Source organism: Bacillus cereus group sp. N24, from assembly GCF_016483345.1.
Classification (GTDB): Bacteria; Bacillota; Bacilli; order Bacillales; family Bacillaceae_G; genus Bacillus_A; species Bacillus_A toyonensis.
Genome location: NZ_JAEHCA010000008.1, coordinates 31,041 through 47,846, shown reverse-complemented (window position 1 = coordinate 47,846; position 16,806 = coordinate 31,041). Strand labels below are relative to the sequence as shown.

Genomic DNA, 16,806 nt, shown 5'->3' with positions numbered 1-16,806 from the left:
GATAGATTAGTTTGCGAAGTAGTGAATAAAGGTTTATAGTATGTGGTGTCATAATTAGTGGATGAAACTTGGGAGAAAACAGGAAATGTTACAAATGTATTTTGTTAAATAGAAACCAAGGTCAAAATGTCTAGAAAGAAATAGTTGAATAAATACTAGCTTCAAATTATAATTACTAATATTCTTCATATAGTTAAATAAAAATAATCTATTTGAAGAAGAAAAAATGAATAGAGAGACAGACTTATAAAAAATAAGCCTTGGATGATCAAAAGAGGTGGAGAAATGAAACAATTCTTATTAAAGAGCAAAAGTGTGTTAAGTAATCATTTTGGATTCTTTCTGTTTGCCGTTATTTTATTATGGCTCAAAACATATGCAGCCTATGTAACGGAATTTAATTTAGGAATTTCAAACACAATCCAAAAATTCTTGCTGTTTTTTAACCCGCTTAGTTCAGCAGTTCTATTTTTAGGACTTGCATTATTTGCAAAAGGGAAACGATCTTATATTTGGGTAATTATTATTAATTTGTTATTGTCGATACTTTTATACGCAAACGTAGTATATTATCGCTTTTTCAGTGATTTTATTACGTTCCCGACATTAACACAAACGAATAACTTTGGAGATTTAGGTGGTAGTATTTTCGCTTTACTACACTTATATGATCCACTATATTTCTTAGATACAATCATTTTAATTGTTTTAGTCGCAACAAAATTTGCAAACCCAAAACCTATTCGTGTTGCGAAACATAAACTATCACTAGTATTTGTAGCGGGTATTTTATTATTCAGTGTGAACCTAGGGCTTGCAGAATCTGACCGTCCTGAATTGTTAACAAGAACGTTTGACCGTAATTATATCGTGAAATATTTAGGGGCATACAATTATACGATTTATGATGGTATTCAAAGTGCGAAAGCATCAACAGAACGAGCATTAGCTGATGGAGATAATATGACAGAAGTTAGAAATTATCTTGCATCAACATATGCAAGTCCAAATCCTGAGTACTTCGGTAAAGGAAAAGGAATGAACGTAATTTATATTCATTTAGAGTCATTCCAAAACTTTTTAATCGATTATCAATTAAATGGTCAAGAAGTTACACCTTTTCTAAATTCATTTACAAAAGATGCGAATACGTTATATTTTGATAACTTCTTCCATCAAACAGGACAAGGTAAAACATCTGATGCGGAGTTCATGTTAGAAAACTCAATGTACGGATTACCACAAGGATCTGTTTTTACAAATAAAGCTCATAACACGTATCAATCGGCACCAGCTATTTTAGGGCAACAAGGATACACTTCAGCAGTGTTCCACGGTAACTATAAAACGTTCTGGAACCGTGATGATATTTATAAATCATTTGGTTTTAATAAATTCTTTGATGCGTCATACTATGATATGAACGAAAAAGACGTTGTAAACTATGGCTTAAAAGATAAACCGTTCTTTAATGAATCAATTCCATTATTACAAACGTTAAAACAACCGTTCTATACGAAGTTCATTACGTTATCAAACCATTTCCCTTATCCTATTGATAAAGCGGAAGCAACGATTGAACCGGCGAAAACAGGTGATTCATCAGTAGATACGTATTTCCAAACAGCACGATATTTAGATGAGTCTGTAAAAGGGTTCATCGATTACTTGAAACAATCTGGTTTATACGATAACTCAATTATCGTTATGTATGGTGACCATTACGGTATTTCAGATAACCATAATGCAGCAATGTCACAAGTAATGGGTAAAGAAATGAACTCATTTGAAAATGCACAGTTACAACGTGTACCATTAATCGTTCGTGTACCAGGAGTGAAAGGTGGCGTACAACATCAATATGGCGGTGAAATTGACGTTCTTCCAACGTTATTACACTTACTAGGTACAGATACGAAAAATTATGTTCAATTCGGTTCAGATTTATTATCACCAGATCATAAACAAGTCGTTCCATTCCGTAACGGTAATTATGTAAGCCCAACAGTTACGGCATTGAACGGAAAATATTATGATACAAAAACTGGAAAACCTGTAGAATTAACAGATGAAATAAAACAAAATGAACAAATGGTTCAAAACTCATTAAAATACTCTGACCAAGTCGTAAATGGTGACTTATTACGATTCTACACACCAGAAGGCTTCACTCCAGTAGATCGTTCAAAGTATAACTATAACCATCGTGATAAAAATAAAGCGAAGGTAAAAACGACTGAAGACGGGGAAGCTAAATAAATATGAAAAAGCGCTACTCATATGAGTAGCGCTTTTGTTTGTAACTATAATTACATTGACATTATATAGTATCATCTTTAGTTTTTTGTTTCATCTTTCCGAAGAATACCACACCGATAATGATAATAATGATGAATGCCCATTTCATGAAAGGGTTACTTTCGAAAAATCCAGCGAACCATTTCTCATCTACAATCATTTTTGCGGCAGTATAAGCTAAAACAGCTGCTCCAATCGTAATGATGACAGGGAAACGGTCAACCCATTTTAAAATTAATGTACTGCCCCATACGACTACTGGAATAGACACTAATAATCCGATGATTACTAAAGAAAAGTTACCATGCGCAGCTCCCGCAACAGCGAGGACATTATCAATGCCCATTAACGCATCAGCAATGATAATGGTTTTAATAGCAGACCAAAACCCTTCTTCAGCTTTAATATCATGATTTTTGCCCTCAGCAATTAATTTGTAAGCAATCCATATGAGGAGTACACCACCAATTAGAAGTAATCCTGGTATTTTTAATAACCAAACGACAATTAAGGTAGCGAGGGCTCTAATAGCGATAGCCCCGACAGTTCCCCATATAATAACTTTCTTTTGTTGATCTTTCGGTAATCGCCTTGCTGCTAATCCAATTACGATGGCATTATCTCCAGCTAACACTAAATCAATTACAATAATGGCAAGCAAGGCAGACAAATATTCAGATGAAAGAAAATCCATATACATATCACTCCTTATGATTAATATGTACTTATAAGCTATTCAGTATTAAGAATTCTAAGGATTATTTAAAAGCATAATTTTAAAATACAATCTCTTCAAATAGTAATCGAGGATTATAATTATGGTCGTAAGCACTCAAAAAGATGGCTCCGGTACAATTCCGGAACCATCTTTTAAGTGCTTAATTTTTAACAATCATTTTTTGTTTGAAGATTTACTTTCGTATCTTTAATTATTACTTTTTTAGGCGTGAAACATGCAATAATCAAAGCTACAAAAGATAAGACTAACATAAACATGTATGCATCACTTGAGCTGAAGATAGAAGATAATTTTGATACTTGCATAGCTGTTATATTTCCATTCCCACTAGATAACTGTGAAATATGTGAAATAGATTGAATTGTATACACCGTGATGATAACTGCTGTCCCAATCGCACCTGCTAATTGGCGAATTGTATTATTTACTGCTGAACCATGTGAACCAAGTTTTATTGGCAAAGCGTTTAAGCCGGCTGTATTTAAAGGCATTGAAATGAAACTTAACCCAATTCGTAAAATAATGGTACGAACCATTAAATACATATAAGTTGTGGAGTCGGTCAAATCAATTACACTCCACATCGAAATAATGACACAGATTAAACCGGTAATAAAGAGTGGTTTCGCTCCATATTTATCAAACATTTTGCCTGTGATAGGTGATAAGAAGGCATTAATGACAGCTCCAGGTAATAGAAGTAAACCTGATTCAAATGCAGTAAAACCTCGTCCGTTTTGTAAGTAAATTGGTAATAGAATTAAATCTGCATACATAATCATCGTAATGAGTACGTTAATGACGGAAGTAAGAGTGAAAACTTTATATTTAAATACTGATAAATTCAATAATGGATCATTAGACTTTATTTGACGTAAACAGAATAAAGCAGTAACGATGATACCGATAGTAATTGTTGTAATAACAACGGGATGATTCCATCCTTTACTTCCTGCGCTACTGAATCCGTATATAACACAACCAAAGCCAATCGTTGATAAAATGACACTTATGATATCTAATTTTGCTTTTGTTGTATTTACAACATTCATTAAATATTTAAGCGCGAGAATAATTACGATGAATATAAATGGAGCTAATCCAATAAATAGCCATCTCCATGATACGTATTCAATAATAAAGCCAGATAAAGTTGGAGCGATAGCTGGCGCAAAAATTATAGCGAATCCGATGGTCCCCATAATACTTCCGCGTTTTTCACTAGGGTACAAATATAAAATAATAGTCATCATGAGTGGCATAATAATTCCTGCTCCAACTGCTTGAATCATTCTTCCTGTTAACAAAATGCTAAAATTCATGGCGCATGCACAGAGAACGGTCCCAATAAACAAAGAGAGCATTGAGCTAATAAATAGCTGCCTTGTTGTAAATCGTTTCATTAAAAATGCAGTAATTGGAACTAGAACACCATTTATGAGCATAAAGCCTGTTGATAGCCATTGCACTGTTGCAGCTGTTACATCAAATACCTCCATTAAATTACTCATCGCCACATTTAATAGCGTCTGATTTAACGTTGATAGAAAACAGCCGGAAATGAGGACAACTAATATAATTTTTTTATTTCTTTCTGATATTTCCTTTTGCATTGGTAATCTCCTTCATCGATACCTTGATTTATCGACATTGTGTCGATAAAATTAATGGTAACAAAATACGTTTTCTCTGACCATGAACAGTTTTATTGAAAATGTCCATTACTCGACAGAGAAGATATGTACTGTCGAGAAAGTAAAGAGAAAATCTATAAAGGAGTTTCAAAATGTCTACACTTAAAAAAGAAGACCCTCGTACAGTTCGTTCAAGAGAAATGTTTAAAAATGCTGTTTTTTCTCTTTTATGTGAGAATCCTACTATTTCAAGCTTAACGGTTCAGAAAATCGCAACAAAAGCAGGATTAAATCGAACAACATTTTACTTACATTATCAAGATATTCAAGATTTACTGGACCAAATCACTAGCGAGATTTTAAATGAGCTTTCTAATAAAATTGTTGATTTAATACATGCAAAAGATTTATCAGAAAAACAAAAGCTAACACAATTGCTAGATTATTTATATATCCACCGGAATTTTTTATTTATATTATTTAAAATGAATCAATTTGAGGAGCAATTATTTTTATTTTTAAAGCAATTAATAGAAACGAGAAGAGAGAATACGAAAAATAAATTACCTGATGATTACGTTGCAGTTGATGTTAAAACAGCCTCTTTGGTAGGTATTATCATGTGGTGGATAAGGAATGGACTTCACTTTAGTTCAGATTATATAGCAAATCAAATATATTTAATGTATAAAGAATGATATGTTAGAATCAGTCATGTGTATTAATAAACGAAAATCATTATATTTAAGAATTGAAATTAACAGGAGATAGAAAAATAATTGTCTTGCAAGTAAAGGCTTATATATTTCAAATTTATAAAGTAAAAGTTTTATAGCAAGAAGGGGAGCAATTTATGGATTTTCAAAATGAAAAAGTAGCATTACATTTAGAGGTGGTGAGATACCAATTTAAAGATGCAAAAGAGGAGTGTGATAGAAATTGGCTTATAGTAAAAGCGAAACTGTCAGAAGGAAATAAAGTTTTTGAAACGATGGATCCTTTTCTACAAACTTTCGACTTACAGCATATGAAAAAATGGTTTCAATCATTACCGAATCCTACATATACCGAACTAGATTTCATAGAGCCTAATATAGCGTTTGAATTAATGGGGAAAAATGAAGGTGAGTTTCAAATTGTAGTCCGATTATCTCAGGAACTTACCCCTTCATGGTGTAAGGAAGAGGAGTACGAATTTTCTATAAGTATTACGCATGAGGACAGAGAAAAGATTATTCGTTTTATTGAAGAGCAACAAAGAAACTTTCCAAAACGTTAAAAAAAGACTTGATATCCTACTAGAGGGAATCAAGTCTTTTCATTACATACGATTATCATGCCAGAAGTTTAATGGGAAGTGTTCGTTCTCATTATAGGCTTCTAATTCATATCCTTTTTCTTTCAGTCCTTTTATAATTCCAGGTACTGCTTTAACTGATTGTGGGTGAATATCGTGCATAAGGATAACTTCTGTTGGATTTGTAGCACCATGTAGAACGTTTTCTACAATTTTAGCTGATGCAGCATCAACTTGCATTTTGTTGTATCTCCAGTCTAAAGAATCAATTGTCCAATCCCAAACTTTCAACCCGTTTTCCACCACTTTGTTGCGAAGTGCTTCGTTTAATCCTGGCATTGAGCCGTATGATGGACGAGTTAATACGGGTGATTTGCCTAGAACGCCAGCGATTAAGCCTTGATCTTCTTTCATTTCATCTACGTAATGTCCTTCTGTGTAAAGTTTCTTATAGTTATGAGTCATACTGTGCATCCCAACATAGTGGCCTTCAGCATCTTCACGTTTCACAAGATCAGGAAAAGCTTTCACGTTTGAACCAATTAGGAAGAATGTTGCTTTTGCATTTTCTTTCTTTAACATATCTAAAAGCTCAGCTGTGTATTTTCCAGGACCGTCATCAAATGTTAAGTAAGCGACTTTTCTAACTTGCCCATTATAGTGTTTTGGAGCTTCTTTCGGTGCAAGAGATGTTTGAATTTCACTTACAAATTGAACAGACTTTGCTTCATCTTCTGTACTTGCTAGGGCAGTATGTACTGATCCTAAAGCGGCCTCATATGTAAATAATACCCCAGCGCATATCAACATAGCCCTTTTTACTAAAGTTGTCATTCGAATTCCATTGTGCATAATTTTCCTTCTCTCTATAAAAGTTCTACTCTACTATATTAGCAATTATAGGTAGGGAAATGCAAAAAAACTTTTTTACAACTGTAAAAAAGTTTGGTCAAAAATATGCAAGATTTTGTATCAACTGCATGCTTGAAAAATTGGATGGTTTTAAACTTTATTATGAAAATCTTCAAGCATCAAATTTAATTCTTCTAATAATGATGCGGATGCTTTTTTTGGTGAACCTGTATCAAAAGGAGGCTGTGGGTCGTATTCTAACATTAGCTGAACTGCTTTACTCTTTTCATCTCCGAATTCCCAAGCCATCAACTGGAGAGCCATATCAATACCTGCAGATACACCAGCTGCTGTTATGATTTTTTCATGGCGAACGACTCTCTCTTCAGTTGGAATAGCCCCGAGAGAACGAAGTAAGTCAAAAGAGCTCCAATGACTAGTGGCTTTAACACCATTTAGTAGGCCAGTAGCACCTAAGATTAAAGAACCTGTACATACAGTTGTAGTCCATTTAGTAGTTTCATGTATTTGGAGAATCCAATTGAGAGTTTCTTCGTCCTCCATAAGTTGTTTAAAGTTAGGCGGGCGACATCCAGGAATAATAAGGATATCAGCTGAATTAACTTCAGTAAAATTATAATCGGCATGTAAATAGCCCATTTTTGAATCTAATTTAATTAAGCCCGTAGTTTTAGCAACAAACTTTATGTTGTTATTGCTTTCTGCGGCAAATACTTCGTACGGACCAATAGCATCTAATGCAGTAATTCCTTCATAGAGCATAATAACGATTTCCATTATAATCTCCCCTTAAGTTATTACAAATGTAATCTAGTAACGATTAAAAAATAATTTATTCAATATTCTTTTTTATCGTTACTTTAAATATACTATACCCCAGATGTGTATTAGTTTATACTACTGTGTCAAACTTGTGACAAAAACTATGAATAGGTTCATTTATTTCGTATAGAGTTACTCTTTCATGTAATGATTGAAAAATTTAACTTCCCAGAAAGAAGAAATATAAAATATAGTACTTAGACTAAATTCTTAAATAGAAGGGGAATAATCGTACTTTCGTATGACTTCATTTTAGTCACAATTATTGATTTAATTATTTTCGTTTTTTATTAAAATATTGGTAAAGAATCAATTACATTTAAAAAGGGAGTGGGAATATGGTTCATTATATTTGCACGACATGTGGAGTTCAGTATCCCGAAAATAAAGAGGCACCTTCTCGTTGTAAAATTTGTAATGAGGAAAGGCAATATATGAATCCATTGGGGCAGTCATGGACAACATTAGAAACAATGCAACATAGCAATTTATACAAAAATGAAATAATAAAAGAAGAAACTGGTTTGTATAGCATTACTACTAAACCTAAGTTTGCAATTGGACAAACAGCATTTTTAATACAAAGTAAAACTCTAAATGTTTTGTGGGATTGTATTAGTTATTTAGATGATAAAACGATACAAGGTATATATGATTTAGGTGGTATTCAAGCAATAGCACTTTCTCATCCACATTATTACTCTACACAAGTAAAATGGGCGGAAACATTTCATATACCTATCTATATTCATGAAGATGATAAAGAATGGGTGGTCCGCCCGAGTAAGCAAATTAAATTTTGGTCTGGGGAACATTTGATATTATCGGAAGAACTTACATTGCATCGGTTAGGTGGCCATTTTAAAGGTGGAACTGTTATGCACTGGAAAGACGGTAATGAAGGGAAAGGTATTTTGTTATCAGGTGATATTATACAAGTAGTTTCGGATCGAAAATGGGTAAGTTTTATGTATAGTTATCCCAATCTTATCCCATTACCAGCGAATAAAGTTAGAAAAATGGCAGAGAAAGTAAAAGGAATCCAATTTAGTCGACTGTATAATGCGTTTCATGGTGTTGTGATGGAAGATGCGAATAGGACTGTACAAAGATCTGCTGATCGATATATAAAAGCCCTACAAGGAGAATTATTTCATACGTAATAATATATATGGAAGAAATCGTTATTTCATCTCTATATTTGTATAACTAAGTTTATATGAATTTTATACTAAAGTCCTACTATGTATGAACGAATAGGTCTTTCAACTTAAGCAGTTCTCACACTAATGAGGGATATTAAACTAAATATATGTAACTTATAATGGCTACTATAAAGCTTTGGAAAATGAAAAGGAGGAGATTTGCATGAAGAATTGGGTTCAATTTAGAATTGCAAGACCAACAGATAAATTTGAAGAAGTTATAAGTTTTTACGAAACAGGATTAGGGTTAAAACGTATAGGGGAATTTCACAATCATGAAGGATATGACGGGGTTATGTTTGGATTACCGGGTGAAGAGTACCATTTGGAGTTTACTACGCATGTAAATGGAAGCCCATGCCCAGCACCGACAAAAGATAATTTACTAGTTTTTTATATGCCGAATAAAGATGAAATTGAAATAATCGCGAATCGGTTAAGTGAAATGGGCTACCATGAGGTGGAACCGGAAAATCCGTATTGGATAGAGAAAGGTACTACAATAGAGGATCCAGATGGCTGGAGAATTGTACTTATGAATGCATTTGAATAAAGAAGTTCTTTTCGTATGTAATAGAGTGCAACAAAATGATTTAGACAAAAATCCCTACAACGTTTGTAGGGATTTTTTATAGGAAAATATAGTTAATAGCGTAATTGAAATATAGAAAGTATTTTGACTAAGAACAAATGTTATAAATATGATGTATGACGGAGGTATAAAAGTATGATAGTAAACCATTTTGAAGAGTTTTCTAAAAATGTTGGAAATACCCCTCTCATTAAATTAGAATGCGAAGAAACGAAGAATCTTTCAATCTATGCTAAATGTGAATGGCACAACCCTACAGGATCGATTAAGGATAGAGCAGCACTTGGAATGATCAATAAATATTTACAAGAAGCGAACAAAAAACAACATATTTTAGAGTATAGTGGTGGAAGCTTAGCGAGGTCAATTGGCTATCTTTGTTATTATTTAGGGATTGAATGCACGTTAGTGTTAAGTTCTGCAACTGGTCAATCTCTATTAAATGAACTCGAATATTATGGTGCTAACGTAATCTTAGTTGATAAATGTAAGGGGTTTTACGCTGTAATTGAGAAGACAATAGAGATTAGCAAACAAAAACAAGAGTTATACTTTTTGTTCCAACATTATAATAATGCAAATTTATTAAGTCATATAGAAGGAACAGGCCGAGAAATTATTGCACAAATGAACGGAAAATCAATACACGCATGGGTAGCATCCGCTGGTACTGGTGGAACTCTAATCGGGGTCTATAAAGCAGTAAAGAAGTATACAAAAAATGTTGAGCTACATTTAGTAATGCCTGCCGAATTACCATATGGATCTGAACAACCGCCAAATGCTTTAAAGAAATATGCAGGATCAGGTGGATTCGGCCTAGGACGGAAACAACATTTCATAGAAAAGGAAGACAATTTGATAGAAAAGCAATGGACTTATTCATATGAAGAAACCTTGTATGAAATGGCCCGTTTTTATAAGGATACTGGTATGAAAATAGGAACGTCTGCGGCAGCGAATTTATTAGCTGCAAAACAACTAGGGAAAGAAAAAGGCGCGAATTTTAATGTAGTTACCGTTTTTCCGGATGCAGGCTCTATAGAAGAGTGGTCAGATGTAAAGAGTTTAGCCAAAATATAGCGGGGAAAAATTATTGAGAGAACGAACAAAGGTGGTTCCTTCGTTTATTTCTTATTTTATGGAAATTTGATACCATGAAAAACCTGTCTGTTTACAATGTGCAGGTTTTTCATGGTGTGATTGCGTAGTATACAAAAATTTCACATACCGTATTAAAAAAATAAATATAGGAAAATCAAAAAATAATGTAGAATATATCGTACATACCTATATGAAGTCAACAGAAAACATAAAAAGAGGTGGACATATGCTACTAGAAGAAGTCATGCAGCAACTAGAGGAATATGGAACGGAGCAAAATCGAAAAACGTATAAAAATCATGGGGCGAAAGAGCCGCTATTCGGAGTCAGTTTTGCGAATTTAAAATTATTAAAAAAGAAGATAAAAAAAGATCATAATTTAGCAATTTCATTATGGGAAACAAAAAATATGGATGCAATGACTTTAGCAACGTATATTTTAGAACCGAAGAATGTAACATCAGATCAGCTGAATAGTTGGATTAGGGATGTTGATTATTATTGTTTAATGGACGTTCTTATGACAGCTATATGTACGTCGCCAATCGCGATAGAAAGAATGGAAGAATGGACGAAATCTGATGATGAATGGATTGGGAGAGCAGGTTGGTCATTATTAGCGAATATCGCAATAAAAAATAAAAAGTTAGACGATAACTTCTTCATGCCGTATTTAGAAGAGATTAAAGTTCATATACATAATGAAAAAAATAGAAAAAGAGAAGCAATGAATAGCGCTTTAATTGCAATAGGGATTCGAAATGAAGCTCTAGAGCAACAAGCAATTGAAATTGCTCGTGAAATTGGAAAAGTAAAAATTGATCACGGTGCAACGTCATGTAAAACACCAGATGCAGAACCGTATATAAAAAAGGCTCGAGAAAGAGCAGAAAAAAGAAAGTAAAATAAGCGAAGGAGAAAAGAAAATGAAACCAATTGAAGCGGCACAAAGCATAATTACATCACAATTTCCGAATTGTGATGTAGCTTTACTGGGAGGAAGCGTTGTACGAGGAGAAGCGACAAAAACATCTGACCTTGATATTGTTATAGTCGATCAAAGTTTGTCATCTTGTTATAGAGAATCCTTCTATAGTAATGGATGGCCCGTTGAAGTATTTGTACATAATTTTGTAACATATAAAACCTTTTTTAAAATGGATTGTGATCGCGGGCGACCTTCTCTACCTCAATTAGTTTCAGAAGGAATTGTATTAAAAGGGGAAAGTGAAATTGTTGAGAAATTAAAAAAAGAAGCGAACGATTTACTAATTAAAGGACCAGATAAATGGACCGAAGAAACGATGAAACAGAAGCGCTATTTTATTTCGGATACTTTGGATGACTTCATTGGTGCATCAAAAAGAGAAGAAGAACTATTCATTGCTAATTTATTAGCGGAATTAATACATGAATATGTATTAAGAGTAAATGGCCAATGGCTTGGAAATTCAAAATGGTTTATTAGAGTTTTAAGAAGATATGATGACCATTATGCAGAACAATTTGTAGCGGCTTTTGATCATTTTTATAAAAACGGTGATAAAAATGTATTAATTAATTTTACAGAAAAGACGTTAGAACTATACGGAGGAAGAGTGTTCGAAGGATTTTCTATTGGCAAATAAAAAGGGGATAGTAAAATGAAAATACCATTCGTTCAATTAAGGGAATTGACACTAGAGGATGTAGAAGATCGATATCAATGGTCATTAGATACAGAAGTGACAAAACACTTAGTCGTACCAGATCAATATCCTCCGTTCACTCGTGAAGATACGAGAAAATGGATTGAAGCATGCATAAGTCGAAAGAATGGTTATGAACAAAGGGCTATCGTTACAGAAAACGATATACACATTGGCTGGGTAGACCTTAAAAATTTTGACAAAACAAATAAAAATGCGGAACTAGGAATTACGATTGGGGATAAAGAGTATTGGGGAAAAGGGTATGGAATAGCATCTCTATATAGTATATTACAGCTGGGATTCTTTGATTTCGAATTGGAGAAAGTTTGGCTACGTGTAGATGAGGATAATTTACAAGCTAGAAAGAGTTATGAAAAGGCTGGCTTTGTTTGTGAAGGACTAATGAGAAATGATCGATTACGTCAAAAGAAGTTCATTCATCGCTATCGTTATAGTATGTTAAAAGAAGAATATCAATCTATAATTAGTGGTTTATAAAAATATTATGTAAATTAAAAAGGGGTAGAGATACATGATTCGATTACTTACGAAAGAAGATGCAAAAAAATATTGGGATTTACGTTTACAAGCATTACAAGTAAACCCAGAGGCGTTTATAACAACTTATGAAGAGGCGATTCGTCAGGAAAATCCTATTGAGCGAGTTGAAGGGAATTTAACATCTACTATTAGTTGTACACTTGGCGCGTTTAATGAAGAAAAATTAATTGGTGTAGTCACTTTACTAACGGAAGAGAAAGTAGCATATAAGCATAAAGGCCATATCGTTGCGATGTATGTAGACGCACAAAACAGACGAAACGGGTTGGCACGTGAGCTAATTGCAAATGCAATTCAAAGAGCGCGGGATATACAACTAGAGCAATTGACATTAGGTGTTGTATCTACAAACGAACCAGCAAAAAATTTGTACGAATCAATGGGCTTTAAAACATATGGAATTGAAAAAAGGGCTATAAAGATTAATGGTGCGTACAGTGATGATGAACATATGGTGCTGTTCCTTTAAAGGACGGAATTTATCATGAAAGATCTTTATTTAGAAAAAAACATGAATCCGCAAGTAGCAATTTTGTATGCAACGGTTCGAGATACATATAAACGATTGCGAAATTTAGTAGAAGGTACTGAAGAGAAGGAATTATCTTTTAAAGGGTCTGAAAATAATGAAAATAGTATCGGACAGCTACTTCAACATTTAGCAGTTGTCGATTTACATTGGGTGTATCGCTTAAAGGGAGAAGAAGTTCCACTGGCACTAAAAAATAAATATGGGCCTATGTTGAATGAAGTGGGAGAACTGCCAGTTTTAAGAAAACACACGTTACAAGAGTTAATGCAAGATTATGAAGCAGTGCGACAATTGTTTTATGAAGAATGTATGAAACTAACAGAAAATGATTTAACACGGGAAGTTTTTTATGAAAAGGGTGAAAATGCGACAATAAGATGGGGCATATGGCATATAGCTGATCATAATCGGTATCATCAAGCGCATATTGGTCAGTTAAGAAAATTATATAGAGCTAGATTACATGTAAGTTAAAGTGCGTGAATTTTAATTATATTCATTTTGTTGTATAGTATTAAGAAGAAACTAAACAAGGGGTTTTATAATGAAAGCAATTGCAATAGGGATATTGGCATCATTTTTCTTTGCCTTTACCTTTGTTTTAAACCGGGCGATGGACTTAGAAGGTGGAAGTTGGATTTGGAGTGCATCATTACGGTATTACTTTATGGTACCAATGCTATTACTTATTGTTATGTATAGAGGCAACTTAAAGCAACTCTATCAATATATGAAAAACAATCCGAAAGAATGGTTGGTATGGAGTATTGTAGGTTTTGGTCTCTTTTATGCACCACTTAGTTTTGCTGGTGCATTTGGACCAGGGTGGCTTGTTGCATCAACATGGCAAATTACGATAGTCGCAGGGATTTTGTTAACACCATTTTTTGCGGTAGACCCATTACATAAAAAACTTCCGATGAAAGAATTAGTAATGTCGGGTATTATTTTATTCGGTGTTGTACTCATGCAAGTAGAACATGCTTCTTCTTTAGGAATTCGTGAAACCATTTTATGTGTAGTTCCTGTTCTCATTGCGGCGTTTGCGTACCCTCTTGGAAATCGAAAAATGATGCAAGTATGTAAAGGGGAATTAGATGTATTCCAGCGAGTTCTCGGGATGACATTAGCAAGTTTACCATTTTGGTTTTTACTATCTGGTTACGAAGTATCAACAGGTGGATTACCGTCAAGTAGTCAAGTTTTTCAATGTTTTATTGTAGCAGTTAGTTCAGGTTTAATCGCGACAGTATTATTTTTCTTTGCGACAGATCTTGTGAAAGATGATTCGCAAAAACTAGCAACGGTTGAAGCGACACAATCCGGTGAAGTTTTATTTGCTTTAGTAGGAGAGCTTATTTGGCTTTCTGCTCCAATTCCATCATCTTTATCTTGGGTTGGAATGAGCCTCGTTATTGTCGGAATGATACTGCATAGTTATGTGGCGGTCGTTGTGAAAAAAGAAGAAAAGATAACAGCGTAATGAGATTAGCTCCTTTTTATAAAGAGCTAATCTTTTTTCATAGAAAGGGATGAAGATATGAATTTGCAACGTGTTGAACAAATTGGAAGGGATTCAATTTTAAATGTACTACAGTATGCAGTCGGTCCAAGTGAAACAAGCTTAAAGAAAGCAGTACTATTTTATCAAAGTAATAAAGGTAGATTATATAAATATGAAGAAAAGGCTTGTATAGGTATTGAAGTAATTGGCGTAACGAAAGCACGAATATGCCATATAGCAGTCGCTCCGCAATATCGCCATAAGGGAATTGCATTGCAAATGATAAAGAAAGTAGTAACGATGCATCAGTTAACTTATGTAGAGGCAGAAACAGACAATGAGGCAGTTGAATTTTATAAGAGAATAGGTTTTCAGGTTAAAAGTCTAGGAGAAAAATATCCGGGGATAGAAAGATTTCATTTGTATTTTAAAAATAAAACATATTGAAATAATCTTAGAATATAATATCCGGAATAGGGTGTGAAGAGATAGTTTGTTTTGTATTTATCCGTTCTAATTGTAATAGCAAATATGTAAGAAAGCTTGGGATGTTTATCCCGCATTAACGGGCAGTAAGACCCCCACCTCAAAATTCAGCGGAAGCAAAGAAGTTAGGTGGGGGATCAACTGCCCGTAAACGCCCGATTGGTTCAACTAATAATCAGTGGGGGATGAACAAAACCTCCACTGATTAAAGTTTCACTTTATTTGATAATAAGGAAGTGAAATATGAGCAGTTCAATATGTGATGGAACACTTGAAAAGAAGCGTGCAGTCTCATTAGATTTAGCAAGGGGTACTATGTTGCTGTTAATCGTACTTGCTCATGCACCGCTGTATTTGTACGCTGCAGATCCTGGAATTATGCACAGAGTGGAAAGCAGTAGTTTCTTTGATCAAATTGTAAATCTATTTGGTATATTCATAATTGATAACCGTGCAAGAGCAATGTTTGCCGTATTATTAGGCTACGGTTTAGTTCTAGCATTTGAAGGGCAAAAATCAAAAGGGAAAAATGAAATTCGGGCTGTAAAAATAGTAAGAAAACGCTCCTTATATTTAATACTGTTTGGGATTGTGTTAGCGGTCTTAATTGGAGGGCAAGATATTCTTATGGCCTATGGTTTAGCGGGTATTTTTGTTAGTCCACTATTAAAGTGTAAAATGAAAACATTAATTCGAACGTTTATAATTATCGTTATATTGTATACCATTTTTATTCCAATAATATGGGGATTTAATATGCAATCAATAGGTGATTATGGTTTTTCACCAGATGTTTCGGCAAAAGACACGTATCTTAGTACTACAATGATACGATTACTTTTCTTTCCTATTATACCTGTACTCATCCATTTTATGTTCCCAATTCTTCCTTCTGTAATTCTTGGTTTGTGGATTGCTAGATATAAGTTATTAATAAAACCAGAGCAACAGTTAAAAAAATTATATTTTATAACAACTATAGGATTAGCAATTTCTTTAATAGGTGCTTTGCCTTTATCTTTTATAGGGACTATATGGTATCCAACTGTATTTACAGCTGGAATGATAAATGGAATCCATATTTTAACTGGAATTGCTGGAGGATTAGCATATGCAACAGGTTTCGGGATAATAGGGAGTAGATTGAAAAATCCAGGGTACTTTAGCCTTGCATTAATCGCTCTAGGAAAACGTTCATTAACATTTTTTGTTTTAAATGAAGCACTGCTTGTTATATGTTTATCACCAGTAGCATTTGATTTAGGAGGGCATGTAAGTAACGCTTTTGCTGCATTGATAGCAATATGTATTTGGATATTGTCTGTCATAGTAGCTTTAATAATGGAAAAAAATAATCTTAATGGACCATTAGAAATTTTATTGAGACGGTTAGTATATAAAAAATAAATAAAGTGAAAGACGACATAATACAAAATCGTCTTTCACTTTATTTTGGTGTACAGATAGA

General features: G+C 33.7%; 18 protein-coding genes. 14 read left to right on the top strand and 4 right to left on the bottom strand.

Features of this window, described 5'->3' with window-relative positions; all coding sequences use genetic code 11:
* Positions 1-285: 285 nt before the first annotated feature.
* A complete protein-coding gene (ltaS, locus tag JDS95_RS14080) occupies positions 286-2,259 on the top strand; it encodes a lipoteichoic acid synthase (protein ID WP_085450299.1) in 1,974 nt (657 codons plus the stop codon).
* A 61-nt stretch (positions 2,260-2,320) separates the two neighbouring features.
* Here the strand turns inward: ltaS and JDS95_RS14075 are convergent, their stop codons facing one another.
* Positions 2,321-2,992 (bottom strand): TerC family protein, encoded by a 672-nt coding sequence (locus tag JDS95_RS14075; protein WP_000346961.1) that lies wholly within the window; start codon positions 2,990-2,992, stop codon positions 2,321-2,323.
* A 191-nt stretch (positions 2,993-3,183) separates the two neighbouring features.
* Positions 3,184-4,650, bottom strand: coding sequence for a DHA2 family efflux MFS transporter permease subunit (locus JDS95_RS14070; RefSeq protein ID WP_144467088.1), 1,467 nt, complete (start codon positions 4,648-4,650; stop codon positions 3,184-3,186).
* Positions 4,651-4,823: 173 nt separating this feature from the next.
* Here JDS95_RS14070 and JDS95_RS14065 point away from each other — a divergent pair, with 173 nt between their 5' ends.
* Together JDS95_RS14065 and JDS95_RS14060 are read left to right on the top strand one after the other, a co-directional pair.
* On the top strand, positions 4,824-5,369 hold the full coding sequence (locus JDS95_RS14065; protein ID WP_144467089.1) for a TetR/AcrR family transcriptional regulator: 546 nt from the start codon (positions 4,824-4,826) through the stop codon (positions 5,367-5,369).
* A gap of 155 nt (positions 5,370-5,524) precedes the next feature.
* Positions 5,525-5,950: a WapI family immunity protein gene (locus tag JDS95_RS14060; RefSeq protein ID WP_000347502.1), complete on the top strand. Its 426-nt coding sequence runs from the start codon at positions 5,525-5,527 to the stop codon at positions 5,948-5,950.
* Between the two features lie 42 nt (positions 5,951-5,992).
* Here JDS95_RS14060 and JDS95_RS14055 read toward each other — a convergent pair whose 3' ends face one another.
* Together JDS95_RS14055 and JDS95_RS14050 are read right to left on the bottom strand one after the other, a co-directional pair.
* Positions 5,993-6,820 (bottom strand): peptidoglycan-N-acetylglucosamine deacetylase, encoded by an 828-nt coding sequence (locus JDS95_RS14055; protein ID WP_000551438.1) that lies wholly within the window; start codon positions 6,818-6,820, stop codon positions 5,993-5,995.
* Positions 6,821-6,970: 150 nt separating this feature from the next.
* Positions 6,971-7,618 carry a DJ-1/PfpI family protein gene (locus tag JDS95_RS14050; RefSeq protein ID WP_000407027.1) on the bottom strand — a complete coding sequence of 216 codons (648 nt, stop codon included), beginning with the start codon at positions 7,616-7,618 and terminating at the stop codon, positions 6,971-6,973.
* 383 nt (positions 7,619-8,001) lie between these two features.
* On the opposite strand from JDS95_RS14050, the gene JDS95_RS14045 reads away from it, so the two are divergent.
* From JDS95_RS14045 to JDS95_RS13995, 11 genes are all read left to right on the top strand, one after another.
* Positions 8,002-8,826 (top strand): MBL fold metallo-hydrolase, encoded by an 825-nt coding sequence (locus tag JDS95_RS14045; RefSeq protein WP_199690556.1) that lies wholly within the window; start codon positions 8,002-8,004, stop codon positions 8,824-8,826.
* A gap of 205 nt (positions 8,827-9,031) precedes the next feature.
* The gene (locus JDS95_RS14040) at positions 9,032-9,421 is read left to right on the top strand and encodes a VOC family protein (protein ID WP_000800673.1); all 390 of its coding nucleotides are present in this window, start codon (positions 9,032-9,034) and stop codon (positions 9,419-9,421) included.
* A gap of 174 nt (positions 9,422-9,595) precedes the next feature.
* A complete protein-coding gene (locus tag JDS95_RS14035) occupies positions 9,596-10,543 on the top strand; it encodes a PLP-dependent cysteine synthase family protein (protein ID WP_000636773.1) in 948 nt (315 codons plus the stop codon).
* Positions 10,544-10,790: 247 nt separating this feature from the next.
* On the top strand, positions 10,791-11,468 hold the full coding sequence (locus JDS95_RS14030) for a DNA alkylation repair protein (RefSeq protein WP_000923458.1): 678 nt from the start codon (positions 10,791-10,793) through the stop codon (positions 11,466-11,468).
* Positions 11,469-11,490: 22 nt separating this feature from the next.
* Positions 11,491-12,192: a nucleotidyltransferase domain-containing protein gene (locus tag JDS95_RS14025; RefSeq protein ID WP_000802436.1), complete on the top strand. Its 702-nt coding sequence runs from the start codon at positions 11,491-11,493 to the stop codon at positions 12,190-12,192.
* Between the two features lie 15 nt (positions 12,193-12,207).
* Positions 12,208-12,753: a GNAT family N-acetyltransferase gene (locus tag JDS95_RS14020; RefSeq protein ID WP_085450293.1), complete on the top strand. Its 546-nt coding sequence runs from the start codon at positions 12,208-12,210 to the stop codon at positions 12,751-12,753.
* 34 nt (positions 12,754-12,787) lie between these two features.
* On the top strand, positions 12,788-13,285 hold the full coding sequence (locus JDS95_RS14015; RefSeq protein ID WP_000620331.1) for a GNAT family N-acetyltransferase: 498 nt from the start codon (positions 12,788-12,790) through the stop codon (positions 13,283-13,285).
* A 15-nt stretch (positions 13,286-13,300) separates the two neighbouring features.
* Positions 13,301-13,822, top strand: a complete 522-nt coding sequence (locus JDS95_RS14010) for a DinB family protein (protein ID WP_000654217.1) — start codon at positions 13,301-13,303, stop codon at positions 13,820-13,822.
* 70 nt (positions 13,823-13,892) lie between these two features.
* On the top strand, positions 13,893-14,831 hold the full coding sequence (locus tag JDS95_RS14005; RefSeq protein WP_000643651.1) for a DMT family transporter: 939 nt from the start codon (positions 13,893-13,895) through the stop codon (positions 14,829-14,831).
* 57 nt (positions 14,832-14,888) lie between these two features.
* On the top strand, positions 14,889-15,299 hold the full coding sequence (locus JDS95_RS14000; protein ID WP_001053325.1) for a GNAT family N-acetyltransferase: 411 nt from the start codon (positions 14,889-14,891) through the stop codon (positions 15,297-15,299).
* 282 nt (positions 15,300-15,581) lie between these two features.
* On the top strand, positions 15,582-16,745 hold the full coding sequence (locus JDS95_RS13995) for a DUF418 domain-containing protein (RefSeq protein ID WP_000098989.1): 1,164 nt from the start codon (positions 15,582-15,584) through the stop codon (positions 16,743-16,745).
* Positions 16,746-16,806: the final 61 nt, after the last annotated feature.